Below are 16,782 nucleotides of genomic sequence, written 5' to 3'. Positions count from 1 at the left end.
ATGCGCATGGACGCGGGTCAAACCTTAAGTGAGACGGACGCTCCCGAGACGATTGATCTTCGCCGGGAACTGACGGAAACGCATGCGCAGGAAGTGCTCGACAAGCTCGACCGCGAACTCGTCGGACTCGTCCCGGTCAAATTGCGCATCCGTCAGATCGCGGCCCTCCTCGCGGTCGACCGGGTCCGCCGGCGGCTCGGGCTCGCCTCCGAAGCCCCGACCTTACATATGTCGTTTACGGGCAATCCCGGAACCGGCAAGACGAGCGTCGCGTCCCGGATGGCCGAAATTCTTCACAAGCTCGGCTATATCCGCAAGGGCCACCTCGTGTCCGTCACGCGCGACGACCTCGTCGGTCAATATATCGGGCACACCGCGCCAAAGACGAAAGAGATCCTCAAGAAAGCCATGGGCGGCGTCCTTTTTATCGACGAGGCCTATTATCTCTACCGGCAGGAAAACGAGCGCGACTACGGCCAGGAAGCTATCGAGATCTTGCTGCAGGCGATGGAGAACCAGCGCGACGATCTTGTGGTGATTCTCGCGGGCTACGCCGACCGGATGGACCAATTCTTCCGCTCCAATCCGGGTTTTCGGTCGCGAATCGCGCACCATATCGACTTTCCCGACTATGGCGACGGCGAATTGATGGAGATCGCGCGTTCGATGCTGGCCGCGCAGAACTATCATTTCAGCGCCGCGGGCGCGGCCGCGTTCGAGAGCTACATCGAAGCGCGCCGGCGCCAGCCCCTGTTCTCCAACGCGCGCTCGATCCGCAACGCGCTCGACCGGGCGCGGCTGCGCCATGCAAACAGGCAGTTCGAACGAACCGATCCGGTGTCGGTCGACGATCTCATGACGATCGACGCCCCCGACATCCTCGCCAGCGGCGTCTTCGACGCGGACCGCTCCGCCGGATCGGATCGGTCTGGTGGAAAGGAAGTGTGATGGCCTCGATCGTGATCGCTCCCTCGATTTTGTCGGCCGATTTCGCCCGCCTCGGCGAGGAAGTCCGCGCCATCGCGGACGCCAGCGCGAACTGGATCCATGTCGATGTCATGGACGGGCATTTCGTGCCGAACCTCACGATCGGTCCGGCTGTCGTTCGCGCCCTGCGGCCTCATACGAGCCTGCCTTTCGACGTTCACCTCATGATCGCGCCTTATGACCCTTATCTTGCGGCTTTCGCCGAGGCCGGCGCGGACCTGATCGCGATCCATGCCGAGGCCGGGCCGCATCTTCATCGCGGCCTGCAGGCGATTCGCGCGCTCGGCAAGCGGGCGGGCGTGGTGCTCAATCCGGCGACGCCCGCCTCCAGCGTCCAATATGCGCTCGACCTCGTTGACCTCATTCTGGTGATGTCGGTGAATCCTGGCTTCGGCGGCCAGGCTTTCATCCCCTCGGCGGTGGAGAAAGTCGCGGAACTGAGGGCGATGATCGGGCAACGCCCCATTCGCCTCGAGGTCGACGGCGGGATCAATGCGGAAACGGCCGCTCTGGTCGCGGCGGCGGGCGCCGACACCCTCGTCGCCGGTTCGGCCGTGTTCCAGGGAGGCCCGAACCACTACGCAGGGAACATCGCCGCGATCAGGAGCGCCGCCGAGGGCGCGCAGCGACGGGCGGCCGCCTGATTGTCTTTTCGATCTTCCCAAGGTTCCGGTCCGGTTCACTGCGCGCCGCGAAGGTCCGCTCCGTCGATGACGGTATAATCCAACCGGGCTCCCGTGAGATTCGCTCCCTTGAACGTCGCCGATGACAAATTGGCGTGAGTCAAATTGGCTCCTGTCAAATCGGCTCCGTTGAAATTGGCTTCGGGTAATTCCGCGCGCACTGGAACCATACCTTGATTCGTCGGATCCGCTCCGAGATCGGCGCCCGCGAGCTTTGCATTTTCGAACGAGACGCTCCGACCGCCTCCGATGATGCGTGCGAGACTGAGATCGGCATTTGAGAAATCGCACTCATCGAGGAGAGCGGCATAAAGGATGGCGCCGCGAAGATTGGAGTTGGAAAGCCTGGCTTTCCGCAAATCGGCGCGCGTGAAATTCGCTTCAGCGAGATCGGCGCCGATCAAGTTCGCTTCCGAAAGGTTCGTCGAAAAGAAATCGGCGCCGCGTAGCTTTAAGCCTGATAGATCGAGACCACTTAAATCGAGATTGCCCAGATCCAGACGATTTCCTTTCGCGCTCAGGATTCGTTGCTCAATTTCGGATCTCGTCAATTCCGCCCCGAGCGCCAGGGCGACAGGATCAGCGGCGTAAAGCGCGACGATTAAGAGAAGCCCCATCCGCGCGGATAGCGCTCCGTGAAGTCGTCCGAGCATCTCACCTCTCCAGTTTCGATCGGCGTCCTTGCGGAACTCCTGGAGTGCTTTCCGATCGCATGAAGTCATGCGATCGATCAGAAATCGCTCCAGAATCAAAGGCTTGAGCATATTCTTGTCGATTGGATTGATTCAATCCGATCGGAATATGCTCTAGCTGGCAGCCTTACGACCCCGATAGCGATGCGCAATGAAAAGCAATCGGGAATTTTTGGAAGATGCGCCGGGAATTATTCGGCGCGCGAACGCGGCGCAGCGTAGTGTAGGATGCCCTTGGAAGATCGGTCGGTTTGAAACCGGCCTTTGTAGTCTGGGGGGAAGACAGACGTTGGTAAAGGATCGCCGGATTTGGGTTGGAACGCGAACCCGTTGCCGAAGCAGAGACTCCTTGCGCGCCGCCAGGCGCGTCCTTTACTTGCTTCTCTCGATGATCGCTCAAATGAACGCTCTCACGGGCGATTCATGTGCCGAGCAAGTGACAAATTCGTCAGAACTTCTACCGGTGCGGAAATCGGGATTATGGCGGATTTCGATGCTTTCCGCCGCAATCGGCCTCAATGTCAGCGAAGCCTGTATCGGGCCGGATGACAGAATTATCGGCGAAGATCCAAGCTGCGCGAAGCCCGAAGTCACAAAAAACGGCGACCGGATTGTAGTGACTTTTATCTGCGAAGCAAAAGAGGGGCGCGTTACCAACAGCCTCCTGTTCACTGGCGACTTCACGACGTGGTATCGGGCGCAGGGAAAGATCACCATGGACGGGCAGGAGCGGAGATCCGATCTCCATTCCGGATTCACCGTTGACGCGACCTACATTCGCCCGGACTGCGCCGACGCGGCGTCAACGCGATGAAACGCCGCCGTTTCGCCGTAGGAGGTTTATGGCCTCGCGCGGCGCCGGCTCCTGTTGACGATCGAGCTGGGATAAGCCGATTGATCCCGTTCAGCGGGGACCATAAAATTCAACAGGCTGTTGGTGAGCGAAGCTGCGACATCAAGGCCCTGCGAATCGGTGACGCCGTCGCCGTTGACCAGAACGAAAGCTCCGGCCTGCGACGCGACCGCGCCCGGATCGGCGCTTGGAACAAACGCGATATAACTGCTGAAACCATCGAGGTCGCCATCTTTCCAGACTTGCTGCGGACTGATGAACCAGCCAAGGCCTAAACGATTGCCCTCCCACGTCACGCCGGGCAAAGGTTTTTGCAGCACGGGCAGAAGCGGAGTCAGAATGTCGTTCTGCAAAACGCCCATGTTGAACAACAGCCAAGTCAGCATGTCGTTCGGCGTGGCGACGATACCGCCAGCGCCGAAATAGGCCGGAAAAAAAGGCCAGCCCGGCGCGACCGCCTGATAGGTCGGCGACAGCGTGGTATTGTAGTTGAAGCCGAGCGGAAGTCCGGCGAGCGAGGCTTCGTCAAAAAAACTGGCGCTCAGACCGAGCGGACCAAAGATGTTGTGAGCCATCAGGGTTTCAAAGCCGCCGATCCGCGGGTTGGCGTTGGTCCCGGCGCAAGCGATGATCGCCGACATGAGGGCGAAGCCCAGATTTGAATATTGGTACTGCTGACCGGGCGGCGAAAGAGTCGGCGGCGCGGCGCCAAGAAAACTCAGCATTGCCGGCATGGAGTATGGCTGCGGCCAGTAAGGCGGAGAGTCGACCGAACCGTCCACATTGTCCGCCGGAAGACCCGAGGTATAATTCATGAGCTGGTCGAGCGTGATGTCGCCGAGCGACGCACTGATTCGCAGGGGACCGTTCGGGGCGATGTAGTCGCCGATTGTACGAGTGGGGTCGGACGCCCGGATCAACAGGGCGTAGAGAGTCGCAGTGAAGGTCTTGCTGATCGAGGCGATCTCGAACGGCGTTGTCGCCGAAAGGGTCAGCGGCGCGCCGAACTGGTTGTGTACGGGATTAGGGGATGTGTAGACACCCTGGAAGCTCGGGCTCGCGTAACCGATCGCAAAGCCGAGACCCGAGGGCTGCGCTTTCAAATACGGCGCGACGAGGGAGTTGAGGTAAGCCTGCGTTGGTTCGACGATATTCCCCATTTCCTGCCCCCGGCCGCGGCCAATCGACGTTTCAGCGTCGAATTCAGCCTGACATTATGTGAGATTTTTGAATATTTTTTGCGGACCAAGCCGCCAAAGGATGAATCAGACGCATAAATTGACTCCTGCGCTCCGCTTTTCCTACTAAAGAAAGCGGCCGGCTGGCGACCAGGCATATTCCGATCGGATTGAATCAATCCAATCGACAAGAATATGCTCAAGCTTTTGACTCTGGATCGATCGGCGGCGTCGCAAAACACTGATCCTTTCAGGAGATGATTTGGATAAGCCCATTGACCGCTTCGAAAAGAGTTCGCAGCCCCCCGTGCGGCTGAAGCGGCGGTTTGAATTTCAGAACGCGGCGAAGGGAAAGCGCTTCCACGCCAGCGCCTTCACTTTGCAGTCCGCGCGCTCTCCCGCTCCCTTGCCAGCCCCCTTGCCCGCCTCTCCCTCTGTCCTCCCGCCCGCCTCCCCGCCCGCCGACGGCGGCGACGGGCGGGCTCAAGTGACCCCGCCGCGGTTCGGTCTCACCGTCACGAAAAAGATCGGCAACGCGGTCGTGCGCAACCGGATACGGCGCCGGCTCAAAGACGCCCTGCGCGGACTGAACCCCCTGCCCGGCCGCCCGGAGCATGATTATGTGATCGTGGCCAAAAAGGAGGCGCTCGGAATGAACTTCTCGACGTTGCAGGCGGAGATCGCCCGCGCTCTGGGAATGATCGATTCGGCGAAGCCGGGAAGACGTCGCCAGGGGCCAAAGCCCTAAAGACGGAGCTCCAGTCTCCCTACCGCCGGAGAAGACGGGACGGATGATCAAGCCGCTCCTGCCAATGCGCCCGCTCAAGCTCGGGATCGAGGTGCTCCTCCTGTGGAAAGCCGACGCAGAGATAAGCGATCAGTTTCCAGCCGGGCTCGGCGTCGAGAGATCGCGCCAGCCTGTGCGGATCGAGGATCGACACCCAGCCGACGCCCAGACCGCGCGCCCGCGCGGCGAGCCAGAATGTGTGAATTGCGGCGACGACGGAATAATCCAGCGTCTCCGGCATTGTCTTGCGCCCGAGCCCCGCGCCCGCTTCAGTCGCATGATCGCTGAAAACGGCGAGATGCGCGGGTGCCTCGCGCAGCCCGCTCAGCTTGAGGCGGGCGTAAAGCGCGGCTCGTTCCCCCTCATAATCGGCCAGAGCGTCGGCGTTGCAGGCGCTGAAATTGGCGATGACGTCCTCCCGCCGCGCCGGCGACGCGACGCTGACAAAGCGCCACGGCTGGCAATTGCCGACCGAGGGGGCGATCGCCGCGAGCGCCACCAGATTCTCGAGCAGGCCGGACGGGACCGGGTCGGGCCTGAAACGGCGGACATCGCGCCGCCACTTGAACAGATCTTCAAGTCGGGCGGAGAAAACATCATCGAACGCCGGCGCTTGCGGAGGATGTCCGCTCGCCTTCACGGCCGTGTCCGCCAGAAGACGCCCGCGTCAAACCGGAGCACGCAGACGCGATCCTGATTGAGGCCTCGATTTTCAAAAAATCCCAGCCCCCAGCCCGGCCGCGATATGCGGCGCACGCCCGTGCATTTCGTGGTGTAGGTGATGGTGTCGCCGACATAGACGGGATAGGGCCACGCAAGATTTGAAACCCCCGGCGAAGGCCCGATCTCGGGCGCGCTTTCGCCATTCGCCGAGGCCTCCGCCGCCTCCCTGTGGGCGATCCATGTCTTCATCCAGAGCGCGGCGGTCTGCCAGCCCGAGGCGACGAGTCCGCCAAAATGGCTCTGTTTCGCGGCGTCCTCGTCAAGATGAAACGGCTGGGGGTCGAAAGCCCTAGCGAATCCGACGATGTCGTCCCGGGTGAGCGTCTGCGCGCCGATCTCGACCGCCTGCCCGATGGGCAGATCCTCGAGATGGGTCGGATAGGCCCTCGAGTAAGGAGCGGGGCTCGTCCCGGCCGCGGGATCTGGCGCGCCGCGAAATCTTCGCCCCGGCGGCGTCGCCGCGCCTCGCCGGGCGATCAGAAACGGGTTTTTCTGCGTCATCACCGTCTGTCCAATCTGGTTGAACACCTCGATGACGTTCTGCACAATTCCCATTTCAGGGCGCGACCTCGAAAGCCGCTTGCCCAGCACCGAGCGGCGGCCGACGAGCCTGTCGCCAGGGCGGACGGGCTGGCGCCAGGTCAGTTCGTCGACGCCGGGAGCGCCCATCGAGGCCGAGTTCTTGATGAAGCCGTCATAACTCATCCTCATGGTCATCGCCGCCGTATGCCAGCCCGAGGCGGCGAGCCCTTTCAGCATCGAGCCTTTCGCCGCGGCTTCGTCGAGATGGAAAGGCTGCGGATCGAATTTGCCGGCGAAGTCGAGAATTTCCTGTTTCGTCACGTCGAGGCCGCCAAACTCGATGGTCTCGCCGACCGCGACATCCTCGTAAAAGGTCAGATCCATGCCCTGGCTCCGGCTCTGGTGAACGGAGGCGTCAGCCCCAACGCCCTTGCGTCATGCTAAGCAAGTCGCCCCGGCGAACCAATTCAATCTTGCCGCGAGCCTCTGATCCCGACGATCGGCGCGTTCGGCCTCCGCCCGAAGGGGGCGGTCAGTTGGCGAACCGGAAATGCAGCACGTCGCCATCGGCGACCGCGTAATCCTTGCCTTCCAGCCGGAACTTGCCCGCCTCGCGCGCGCCCGATTCGCCGTTGCAGGCGATGTAATCGTCGTAAGAGATGGTTTCGGCGCGGATGAAGCCTTTTTCGAAATCGGTGTGGATGACCCCCGCCGCCTGCGGCCCCCTGGTTCCTTGCGCGATCGTCCAGGCCCGCGCCTCCTTTGGCCCGACCGTGAAATAGGTGATCAGGCGCAGCAGGTCATATCCCGCGCGGATGACGCGATTGAGGCCCGGCTCCGCGAGACCCACGGCTTCGAGGTAGTCCTTCTGATCCGCCGGGGCGAGGACCGCGATTTCGCTCTCGATCTTCGCCGAAACCGTAACCGCCACGGCCCCTTCCGCGGCCGCCCGCGCCTCGACCGCGCGGGAAAAATTGTTTCCCTCCGCGGCGGCCTCTTCCTCGACATTGCAGACATAGAGCACGGGCTTAGACGACAATAGCCCGAGCCCCTCGAAGATCTTGCGCTCCTCCGGCTTCACCTCGACGAGGCGGGCGGGCTTGCCCTCGCGCAGCAAAGCAAGGCAACGCAGGGCGAGATCGAGCGTCTCCTTGGCTTCCTTGTCGGCGCCCTTGGCTTTTTTCTCCAGCGCGGCGGCGCGTTTTTCGAGGCTTTCGAGATCCGCCAGCATCAGTTCGGTCTCGATCGTCTCGATATCGTCGATCGGAGCGATCTTGCCCTCGACATGAGTGATGTCGGAATCCTCAAAGCAGCGCACGACATGGGCGATGGCGTCGCATTCGCGGATGTTCGCGAGAAACTGGTTTCCGAGCCCCTCCCCTTTGGAGGCGCCCCGCACCAGCCCGGCGATGTCGACAAAGGCGAGCCGCGTCGGAATGATGTCTTTCGATCCCGCGATTTTCGCCAGCTTCTCCAGCCGCTCGTCCGGCACCGCGACGTCGCCGACATTGGGTTCGATGGTGCAGAACGGGTAATTCGCCGCCTGCGCCGCCGCGGTTTGAGTCAGCGCGTTGAACAATGTGGACTTGCCCACGTTAGGCAGGCCGACGATGCCGCATTTGAAACCCATGAAAAGCACTCTTCAAGACGCCGGCGAAGCCGTAGGGAAAGGGATGGCGCGCTATGCGGCGCGGAGCCGGAAAAAGCAAGGCGCCGGTCAAACCGGGCCGCGCAAATAGACGCCGGACGCGAATCTGGGATATGCAATCGCGATTGCGGCGTCGGCCGAATGTGGAAGCGGAAACGATGAGACGAAAGATCGCCCGTTCGTCGGGAACGCGGCCACGAGTCCGCCCCGGCCGCGCAAACCGTCGTAAGGCGCCCGAATGATCCTGATTTTTGGCGGCGGCGGCCAGCTGGGACAGGAACTGCAGCGGACCGCGGCGTTAAAGGCCATGCCCTATACCGCGATTTCGCATGCCGACGTCGATATCAGCGATACGGCGGCCGTCTCGCAGGCTCTTAGCGCCGCGCGTCCGAGCATTGTCGTCAATGCGGCGGCCTATACCAAGGTGGACCTTGCCGAAAAGGACCCCGACGCCGCGCGGCTCGGCAACGAGATCGGGCCTGGAGTGATCGCCGCCGCCTGCGCCGCGGCGGGAACGCCGCTGATCCACATCTCGACCGATTATGTTTTCGATGGCTCCAAAGAGGGCCCCTATGTCGAAACCGACCCGATCGCGCCCCTCGGTGTCTACGGCGCCACGAAGGCGGCGGGCGAGGAGGCGGTCCGGAAGGCGGCGCCGCGCCATGTCATTTTACGGACATCCTGGGTCTTCGGCGCCTTCGGCGCCAACTTCCTGAAAACCATGCTCCGTCTCGCCAGGGAGCGCGACGAATTGCGCGTCGTCGCCGATCAGCGCGGATGCCCGACATCGACGGGCGACATCGCAGGCGCGATCTTGCAGATTGCGCCCCGGCTCCGCTCCGAAGTTTATGGCTCCGAAGTTTACGGCCTTTATCATTTCGCCGGCGCGGGATCGGCAAGCTGGCACGAGTTCGCGAGCCGCATCATCGACGCGCAAGCTCCTTTCACCGGGCGTCATCCGAAAGTCACCGCGATTGCGACCTCGGATTATCCGACGCCCGCGCGCCGTCCGGCGAATTCCGTTTTCGATTGCGGTAAGTTTATCCGGACATTCGGCTTCGGCCCACGGCCCTGGACCCTCGAAACCGATGCGGTGGTGCGTGAACTTTTCGCCGCGGATTAGAGCGCTTTCGCGGGAGGACAAGAAGCCGCTGGCCGTGGCGCGTCGATTGCTTCAAGCAGCTTTGCACGCTTCCGCATTCCTGGAGCGTTGGACATTGTCCGAAAGGCGCCAATCGATGGATGAGCTGTTTGCGATTTGCCGGACGATCGAGGTCGACGATGGGCAGGCGATGGGTTTTGTGCTGATGCGGGCCGAGGAAAACGGCGAACCGAAGCCCTGGCCGATCCTCATCACGCGGAAAGGCAATCAATTCTTCGGATTTGAAAACGCCTGTCCCCACCAGGGATTGCGGCTCGATACGCGGCCCGGAGATTTTCTCGACGAGGAAGGTAATTTCCTGACCTGCGGCAATCATAAGGCGCAATTCGACCTGGACACGGGCCACTGCTTCATCGGTCCCTGTCAGGGAAAGAGCCTCACGTCGATCACGCTCGTGATCGATGATGGCGACGTTTGCCTGACCGGCGTCAATCTCGCCGAAGAAGACGGGCTCGATATTCCCGATCCGGACGCCATGCCGGAAGTCATGATCACCGGCGATTGACAGAACGTCCCGGTTCGGGAGCCGCCCAAGGCCTTACACCCCTAGGCCTCACATCCCAGGACCTCGCACCGCAATCGATGGTCTCAACGCATCCGCCGGCCTCGCCACGCGATCGCTTGGGTTTGGGTTTGGCGCGCCAATCGCGTCGATCTGAGAGGGCCGGCGCGGCGCCCTCACACGCGTTCCCCCATCTGAACAGGGGGGCCTGAGCGCAAAAGTCTGGTCGGTTTCTCCTCCGCCCGCTCTCGTTGATCAGGGGGCGACGCGCGGCGTTACCGTTTCATTTCCAGATATTGGCAAATGGCCTGTGTCCTATTGCGGACATCGAGCTTGCAGAAAAGATTCCGCAGGTGGAATTTGACCGTGTTGATCGACACGCCGAATTCTCGCGCCAATTGAGCGTTGCTCTGCCCGGACTCCAGGGCCGCCAGCAGATCGCGTTCGCGATGGGTCAGGCCCGCCAAAGGATCGGCGCGCCCCTTTTGAATATCGACGAAAGGAAACACCATGTCGCCTGCGGCGACGGCGGCGAAAACCTCCAGAAGCCGTTCCGGCGGCGAGAGTTTGCTGACGAAGCCCGCGCCGCCGAGCCGCAATGTGTCGGCGGGCGCGGCGGGATCCCTGGTGCCGCTGTAGACCACGACCTTCGGCGCTCCCGGTCGCCTCGACAATGTCTGAAGAACGTCGCGGGCGTGCAGCACCGGCAATTCCCACCCGATGACGGCCAGACTGATCGGCAGCCGCCCCAGAGCCTGAAGGAAACGTTCCCCGTCGCCCGCCATCAGGAGAAGATTGAAGCGCTTGTCTCGGGTGAGCAAAGCCTCCAACGCCGCGAGAACCATCGGATTCTTGTCGGCGATCGCGATATTGACGGGGAAAATCGGGAACAATGCCTGCGATTCCTCCCCCAGAAGAGTGTCTGTATGCGCAAAGATCGGCGGGTTGTCGTTGACAGGAATGATATTATCGTTCACTAAAAACCCAACGGACTTCGTCCTGCGTCTTGTTGTCGCGCGGTTCGTCTGTGAGTGGGTCGGCTTGGCTGTTTGTCGCGCCCGGGCGGATTGAGCCGGTGACAAAACGCCCAAACTCGCCTCCCGAGGCTTTTCTTTACTGTCTAGCGGCGTGTAATCCCAATTCATCAGCATATCCTAATGCCGGAGCTTGGAGGCTCTTGGATACGGACGACAGGACCTCGCGGAGAATCTCTGCTGTTTTGCTTTATTGGTTAATGATCACAGAGATGTCACGACGTAAAACGCGAGATCGAAAATGAGACCGGCCCGTGCTGTTCGCATCCGAACCTTCGGGCGGGTCTAAACTTTGCCGCGGCGATCTGTCGCCGCCTCTAAAGCTAATTCTTCAACTTCGCCAGACGAACTCGGGCAACTTGGAAGTAACCCGATCGCTCATCGAGGGTTTCACGACCACAACGGCGTAGCGCCGGAGATGCGGCCAAATGAAACACGCCTCTCTTAGTCTTGAAGAACCCAGCGTCCAAAAAAGAACAGAGCGGCAAGGCCGCCGATCGCCGCAATGGCGCCGAACGGAGTCTTCAGATACTCAACAACGTCAAGAATAGCACCCATTTTTTCCTCCTTACAATATTATCAAAAGCTGTTATAGCTCTGACAAGCAGCAAACACGCGGATCGCGTGTGTGTCTTTTACAAAAACGGCCTAATTCCACGAAACAGCCGATCTATACATTTTAACGAGCCTGACAATTCTTAGAGATTGACCGACTAAGTTCAGTTGTACAGATTAAATCAGCAGAAGCGCAGTTGTTACTACCCGTCTTTTTCGTTCGGGTGTTATAAAAGGAAATCTTAGTCGCGGTCAAGCGGTTAGGTGCGAAAGCCCTTGCGCCAATTCAGCGCCCCGGGACTCACCCCATTCGGCCGCGCCTCTTGGGGCCCAGGAACTCCATCTGGCCAATTCAAGAGCGAAGCGGCGGGACAGGCGCGGACCAGAAGATCCCTTGATCGAAGCCGCTCGCGTCCGGGAAATTACATTCGTCCCGCCGGCCGCGCCGCCAGATCCTCTGCTTTTGCGATGACGTGAAAAAAACTGCCCGACGTCAAACCGCGGCGGCTTCCGTCGGGTCGTTCCGGTCCGCCATGCGCGTCGCGCACGAAAGCAAATGGCGCATCGGGCTTTTCCTGCTCGATTTGCGTCGCATAGTGGAATTCATGGCCCCGCAGACGGGCCCCTTCCGCCCCGAGGGCATGAGCGGAGGCGATCCGGGCGTCGCGATATCCAAGGTGAAGCCCGCGTTTGTCGAAACGGAAAGAGGGTCCGAGCAGGCCGGCCATAGGGTGGACCTTGCCGTCTTTATCGGTCAGCGTCTGTCCCAGCGCGATGTAGCCGCCGCACTCCCCATGGACGGGTCTGCTTTGCGCAAAGCGGCGCAGCCCCTCCAAAAACGCGGCCGAAGCGGCGAGACGCCCGGCATGCAGCTCGGGATAGCCGCCCGGCAGCCAGCAAAGATCGCAATGGTCCGGCGGCGGTTCGTCGGCGAGCGGCGAAAAGAAGGCGATTTCGGCTCCCTCCGCGCGCCATCCCGCAAGGATGTGCGGGTAGAGAAACGAGAAGGCGTCGTCTCGCGCGATCGCGATCCGTTGCGCTGGCGGCGAGAGGCCCGAATTGGGAAATGCTTCCGTTCCCGAGGAAACAGCGGACGACAAAATCGCCTCAAGATCGGCGTGGGCGCGGACGAAGTCGGCCATCGCGTCCAGCCGCGCGTCCAGCCCTTCGGTTTCGCCAGCCTGGACGAGCCCCAGGTGGCGTTCCGGCAGACGCACCGAATCATCCCGCGGCAAGGCTCCGAAGACCCTTATTCCGAGGGCTTCGATCGCGTCCGCCGCAAGGCGGCGATGCCGTTCGCCCCCGACGCGATTGAGGACGACGCCGGCGATCTTGATGCGGGAATCATAGCTAGCGCAGCCCTTGACGATCGCGGCGGCGGTTTGCGCCTGGCCCGAAACGTCCACCACCAGCAGAACCGGCCAGCCCAGCGCCGCCGCGATATCCGCCGAGGAGCCGACCTGGCCCGCATCGCCGGAAGCGCCGTCGAACAACCCCATGGCGCCTTCGCAGACGACGATGTCGCGGCCAGCCCCCGCCGACGACGCCAGCGACCCGATCAAGGCGGGAGGCATCGCCCAGCTGTCGAGATTGAAGCTCGGCTCCCCGCTCGCCGCGGCGTGGAATGCAGGATCAATATAGTCGGGTCCGCATTTCGCGCCGCCGACTCGCAGGCCCGCGATTTTGAACGCCCGCATCAGACCGAGGGTCAGCAAGGTCTTGCCGCTTCCAGACCTTGGCGCCGCAACGACGAGGCCGCGTGTTAGACTGATAGAGCGTCGGCTCGTAGACTCCATGCCCGTCAAATTCACCCCTGTCCGTCACATGTCGAGAAAGCGCGTCCTCTGCGATGAGCGAAGCTGATGCCGGCGCCCCTCCTTATAAATTGCGCAAAGGCTGGACGACCGGCGCCTGCGCCGCCGCCGCCGCGCGCGCCGCCTTCGAGGCTCTGGTCTGCGGCAGGTTCCCCGATCCCGTCCGCATCACCCTGCCGGGCGGAGCGCAGCCCGCGTTCGCCCTCGCCGTTGAAGACCTCGGCGACGGGTTCGCGCGCGCGGGCGTCATCAAGGACGCCGGCGACGATCCGGACGTGACTCACGGCGCCCTCGTCGTCGCCAGCGTGCGCCGCGGACCGCCGGGATCGGGCGTCGCGTTCCGCGCGGGCGAAGGCGTCGGCACGGTCACTCGCGCCGGACTGCCGCTGCCGCCGGGCGAACCCGCCATCAATCCGATCCCGCGCCAGATGATCGCCGCGGAAATCGCCGAAGCCGCCCGGCTTCACGCCGTCGAAGGCGATGCGATCGTGGAAATCTCGATCCCCGGCGGCGAAAGGATCGCGGAGCATACCCTCAACGCCCGCCTCGGAATTGTCGGCGGCCTTTCCATCCTCGGCACGACGGGCGTCGTGGTGCCGTTCTCCTGCGCGGCCTGGATCGACACCATTCACCGCGGCGTCGACGTCGCGAGAGCGGCGGGACTTCGCCATATCGCGGGGGCGACGGGCTCGACTTCGGAAGCGGCGGTCAAGGCCTTGCACGGCCTGCCGGACATCGCCTTGATCGAAATGGGCGATTTCGTTGGCGGCATGCTGAAATATCTGCGCCGTCACGAGATTGAAAGAGTGACGATCGCGGGCGGCTTCGCCAAGATGACGAAGCTCGGCCAGGGCCTTCTCGACCTCCATTCGCGGCGCGGAGAGGTCGATTTCGACTGGCTCGCCGAACGCCTCGCCGAAGCCGGCGCCGGGCCGCAGCTTGTCGCCCGGGCGAGAACGGCCAACACCGCCATGGAGGTCGCCGATCTGGCGTTGGCGGAAGGAGTCGACATTGGCGCGCAGGTGGCCGAGGCGGCCTGGCGGACCGGCGCCAAAGCGTTGCGCGGCGCATCGATCGCGCTTGAAATCGTGGTTCTCGACCGCGGCGGCAGGCTTCTCGCCAGAACGCCGTTCCGCCCGGCGCGCTAAATCCGGCGGGTTCATGCAAGCGCTCACTCCGGGACGCCCCGGAACCGGCGCCGGTAATCGGGATCATAGAGCGCGCTGTCGCGAAACCCGCCCGGCTTCAGAACATGTCCAACGAGGATCAGCGCCGTGCGCTCCATCGGCGCTTCCGCGAGCGCCTCCAGAATCGTCCCAAGATCGCCCCGGACGATGCGCTGGTCCGGCCACGACGCCCGGAACACGATCGCAGCCGGGCAATCGGCTCCGTAATAAGGCGTCAGCCGCGCGATCACCTTGTCCGCCGCATGGATAGAAAGATGGATCGCGAGCGTCGTTTTCGTCGCCGCGAAAGCTTCGAGCCTTTCTCCGGAAGGAATCGACGAGGCGCGGCCTTCGGTCCGCGTCAGGACGAGCGATTGCGCCACTTCCGGGAGCGTCAATTCGCATCCGAGAGCGGCGGCGGCGGCGGCGAAGGCCGGAACGCCGGGCGTGACGGTGTAGGGGATTCCCCTCGCCTCGAGGCGGCGGATCTGTTCGCCGAGCGCGCTCCAGATCGAGAGGTCGCCGGACTGGAGCCGGGCGACGTCGAGGCCTTCGCAATGCGCCCGCTCGAATTCGGCGGCGATCTCGTCAAGGCTCATCGGCGCGGTGTCGATCAGACGCGCGCCCTCGGGGCAATGATCGAGCAAGGCGCGCGGCACCAGCGATCCGGCGAAAAGGCAGACCTTCGAGCGCGCGATGAGATCGCGCCCGCGCAAGGTTATGAGATCGGGGGCGCCAGGACCGGCGCCGATGAAATGAACGGTCATCGCGGACCCTCCTGCGGCCGGTTCAGCCCCAAACCGGCGTCCGGCGCGCTTCTCGCGATCGCGCAGCTTGCGCCCGCCGCGCTGATCCGCGGCGCGATCAGACAGGACGCCGGCCCCGCTCCCGCGAGAGCCGCCGTCTCTGCGATCGAGGGCAGTCCGAATATCCGCTGAACCTTCGCCGATTTGGTCGCGACGCGGCTGGAGGCGCTCTCCAGAACGCGCGCTTCGAGGAAAACCAGCGGCAGGCCAAGGCCCTGCGCGGCGTCGGCGAGACCCCTCTCGCCGGATTTGGCCTCGTGCGTGAAAAGCGCGGCGTTTTCGTCCTCGCAGGAGGCCAGCGCCAGCGCCCGCCGCACCAGCGTCGCGATCGCCTCGCCGGAGCAATCCTTGCGGCAGCCAAGCCCGATCGCGATCATTGTTTGGTCACCGCCCATTGGGTGAGCGGCATCGCCGGACGCCAGCCGTGGAAAGCCCCGAGCGGATCGGCGCGGGCGATCTCGATTTTGATGAGGTCGCCTCCCAGAGCCTTGTACCGGGAAATGAGGACGGCCTCGGTTTCGAGCGTGACGGCGTTGACGACGAACCTTCCGCCCGGAACGAGCGCGGCGAACGCGGCGTCGAGCAAGGCTTCGTCGCCGCCCCCGCCGCCGACGAAAATCGCTTGTGGGCGCGGCAGCGCGGCGAAAACCGCGGGAGCCGCGTCGGCTATGATTTCAAGCCCCGGCGTGCCGAGAGCCCTGGCGTTGCGCGAAATCCGCTCGGCGCGGTCTTTCCTGGCCTCGATCGCGATGGCCCGGCCGGAGGGGTTGCGCAGCAGCCATTCGATCGCGATCGATCCCGAACCCGAACCGACGTCCCAAAGCAATTCGCCGCGCCTTGGCTGCAGCGCCGACAGGGCGATGGCGCGCGCCTCGCGTTTGGTCAATTGGCCGTCGTTTTCGAACCAGGCGTCGGCAAGGGCGGCGCCGAGCGGAAGTATCCGCGCCGCCGCGTCCGCGCGAACCTCTATAGCGACGAGATTGAGCGGAGCGATATCCGTGAGGTCGAATGCTTCCGCCGCGCACGAACGAATGCGCTCCCTTGCGCCGCCCATCGCCTCAAGCACGATCATTCTCGACTGGCGAAAGCCCCGGTCGGACAAAAGGCGCGCGAGCCGCGGGGCCGTGGTCTCGTCCCAGGCGAGGCAGAGAATCCTGGCGTCCGGCTGCAATTCCGGAATGATGGTCTCGAAGGCGCGCCCGTGAAGCGAAACGAGACGGCAATCCTGCAGGCTCCACTGGAGCCGGGCCGCCGCCAGACTGAACGCCGAGGGCGCCGGCAGACAGCGCATTTCGTCCGGCGGAACATGAGCGCCGAGCAAGGCGCCGATTCCGTAGAAGAACGGATCTCCCGAGGCGAGGACGCAGACAGGCTCGCCGCGCCGGGCGAGAATCGCGGGCAGAGCCGACGTCAGCGGCGAAGGCCAGACCATGGTTTCGGGCGTTGCTGCGCCAGATCCATTTGACGCGTCGAGTTGCGCCAACGCGAGATGCCGCGCGCCGCCGATGACAAAACGCGCTTGCGCCAGCAAGCCGCGCGCGGCAGGAGAGAGGCTTTCGACGCCGTCTTCTCCAATGCCGATCAGCGAAAGCCATTTCTCGGGGACGGACGCCGGGATCGTCATCGGGGCGGCGCTGGACGTGTGAATGCCGAACGCCCAGTGGAGGCGC

General features: G+C 63.1%; 17 protein-coding genes. 7 read left to right on the top strand and 10 right to left on the bottom strand.

From position 1 onward, the window contains the following. Positions 1 to 6 precede the first annotated feature (6 nt). Together cbbX and rpe are read left to right on the top strand one after the other, a co-directional pair. Entirely contained in the window at positions 7 to 948 is a 942-nt protein-coding gene (gene cbbX / locus BM177_RS15905) for a CbbX protein (protein WP_091685497.1), read from the top strand. Continuing rightward, a complete protein-coding gene (gene rpe / locus BM177_RS15900; protein WP_175492645.1) occupies positions 948 to 1,631 on the top strand; it encodes a ribulose-phosphate 3-epimerase in 684 nt (227 codons plus the stop codon). The genes cbbX and rpe overlap by 1 nt, the downstream gene beginning before the upstream one ends. Positions 1,632 to 1,666: 35 nt before the next feature. On the opposite strand, the gene BM177_RS15895 is transcribed toward rpe, so the two are convergent. Next, positions 1,667 to 2,323, bottom strand: a complete 657-nt coding sequence (locus BM177_RS15895; protein ID WP_244532385.1) for a pentapeptide repeat-containing protein — start codon at positions 2,321 to 2,323, stop codon at positions 1,667 to 1,669. Between the two features lie 190 nt (positions 2,324 to 2,513). Between BM177_RS15895 and BM177_RS21035 the strand changes: the two genes are divergently transcribed. Continuing rightward, positions 2,514 to 3,176 (top strand): DUF3617 domain-containing protein, encoded by a 663-nt coding sequence (locus BM177_RS21035; protein ID WP_342028930.1) that lies wholly within the window; start codon positions 2,514 to 2,516, stop codon positions 3,174 to 3,176. A 26-nt stretch (positions 3,177 to 3,202) separates the two neighbouring features. On the opposite strand, the gene BM177_RS15885 is transcribed toward BM177_RS21035, so the two are convergent. Continuing rightward, the gene (locus tag BM177_RS15885) at positions 3,203 to 4,375 is read right to left on the bottom strand and encodes a serine hydrolase domain-containing protein (protein ID WP_091685489.1); all 1,173 of its coding nucleotides are present in this window, start codon (positions 4,373 to 4,375) and stop codon (positions 3,203 to 3,205) included. A 280-nt stretch (positions 4,376 to 4,655) separates the two neighbouring features. Here BM177_RS15885 and rnpA point away from each other — a divergent pair, with 280 nt between their 5' ends. Continuing rightward, positions 4,656 to 5,141, top strand: coding sequence for a ribonuclease P protein component (gene rnpA / locus BM177_RS15880; RefSeq protein WP_175492644.1), 486 nt, complete (start codon positions 4,656 to 4,658; stop codon positions 5,139 to 5,141). A gap of 19 nt (positions 5,142 to 5,160) precedes the next feature. Here the strand turns inward: rnpA and bluB are convergent, their stop codons facing one another. The 3 genes from bluB to ychF form a co-directional block, all read right to left on the bottom strand. Continuing rightward, entirely contained in the window at positions 5,161 to 5,820 is a 660-nt protein-coding gene (gene bluB, locus BM177_RS15875) for a 5,6-dimethylbenzimidazole synthase (RefSeq protein WP_091685487.1), read from the bottom strand. Further along, on the bottom strand, positions 5,817 to 6,809 hold the full coding sequence (locus BM177_RS15870; protein WP_091685485.1) for a MaoC family dehydratase: 993 nt from the start codon (positions 6,807 to 6,809) through the stop codon (positions 5,817 to 5,819). Before BM177_RS15870 ends, bluB begins: the two co-directional genes overlap by 4 nt. Positions 6,810 to 6,957: 148 nt before the next feature. Further along, entirely contained in the window at positions 6,958 to 8,055 is a 1,098-nt protein-coding gene (gene ychF, locus BM177_RS15865) for a redox-regulated ATPase YchF (RefSeq protein WP_091685482.1), read from the bottom strand. Positions 8,056 to 8,311: 256 nt separating this feature from the next. Here ychF and rfbD point away from each other — a divergent pair, with 256 nt between their 5' ends. Together rfbD and BM177_RS15855 are read left to right on the top strand one after the other, a co-directional pair. After that, entirely contained in the window at positions 8,312 to 9,196 is an 885-nt protein-coding gene (gene rfbD, locus BM177_RS15860; protein WP_091685477.1) for a dTDP-4-dehydrorhamnose reductase, read from the top strand. A 115-nt stretch (positions 9,197 to 9,311) separates the two neighbouring features. After that, positions 9,312 to 9,740 carry a Rieske (2Fe-2S) protein gene (locus BM177_RS15855; RefSeq protein ID WP_091685572.1) on the top strand — a complete coding sequence of 143 codons (429 nt, stop codon included), beginning with the start codon at positions 9,312 to 9,314 and terminating at the stop codon, positions 9,738 to 9,740. A gap of 272 nt (positions 9,741 to 10,012) precedes the next feature. Here BM177_RS15855 and BM177_RS15850 read toward each other — a convergent pair whose 3' ends face one another. Further along, on the bottom strand, positions 10,013 to 10,714 hold the full coding sequence (locus BM177_RS15850) for a response regulator transcription factor (RefSeq protein WP_244532384.1): 702 nt from the start codon (positions 10,712 to 10,714) through the stop codon (positions 10,013 to 10,015). A gap of 1,034 nt (positions 10,715 to 11,748) precedes the next feature. Next, entirely contained in the window at positions 11,749 to 13,122 is a 1,374-nt protein-coding gene (locus tag BM177_RS15845; RefSeq protein ID WP_175492651.1) for a cobyrinic acid a,c-diamide synthase CobB, read from the bottom strand. 53 nt (positions 13,123 to 13,175) lie between these two features. Between BM177_RS15845 and BM177_RS15840 the strand changes: the two genes are divergently transcribed. Beyond that, a complete protein-coding gene (locus BM177_RS15840) occupies positions 13,176 to 14,288 on the top strand; it encodes a cobalt-precorrin-5B (C(1))-methyltransferase (RefSeq protein ID WP_091685475.1) in 1,113 nt (370 codons plus the stop codon). 23 nt (positions 14,289 to 14,311) lie between these two features. Here the strand turns inward: BM177_RS15840 and cobM are convergent, their stop codons facing one another. The 3 genes from cobM to cbiE are packed head-to-tail and all read right to left on the bottom strand — an operon-like array spanning position 14,312 to position 16,736. Beyond that, positions 14,312 to 15,073: a precorrin-4 C(11)-methyltransferase gene (gene cobM, locus BM177_RS15835; RefSeq protein WP_091685473.1), complete on the bottom strand. Its 762-nt coding sequence runs from the start codon at positions 15,071 to 15,073 to the stop codon at positions 14,312 to 14,314. Continuing rightward, the gene (locus BM177_RS15830) at positions 15,070 to 15,489 is read right to left on the bottom strand and encodes a cobalamin biosynthesis protein (RefSeq protein ID WP_091685564.1); all 420 of its coding nucleotides are present in this window, start codon (positions 15,487 to 15,489) and stop codon (positions 15,070 to 15,072) included. The genes cobM and BM177_RS15830 overlap by 4 nt, the downstream gene beginning before the upstream one ends. Continuing rightward, positions 15,486 to 16,736, bottom strand: a complete 1,251-nt coding sequence (gene cbiE, locus BM177_RS15825) for a precorrin-6y C5,15-methyltransferase (decarboxylating) subunit CbiE (RefSeq protein ID WP_091685470.1) — start codon at positions 16,734 to 16,736, stop codon at positions 15,486 to 15,488. The genes BM177_RS15830 and cbiE overlap by 4 nt, the downstream gene beginning before the upstream one ends. Positions 16,737 to 16,782 lie beyond the last annotated feature (46 nt).

It is taken from the genome of Methylocapsa palsarum (assembly GCF_900114285.1).
GTDB classification, from domain to species: Bacteria; Pseudomonadota; Alphaproteobacteria; order Rhizobiales; family Beijerinckiaceae; genus Methylocapsa; species Methylocapsa palsarum.
Note: the sequence above shows the minus strand (reverse complement) of the source record. Positions and strands in the feature narration are given on the sequence as shown.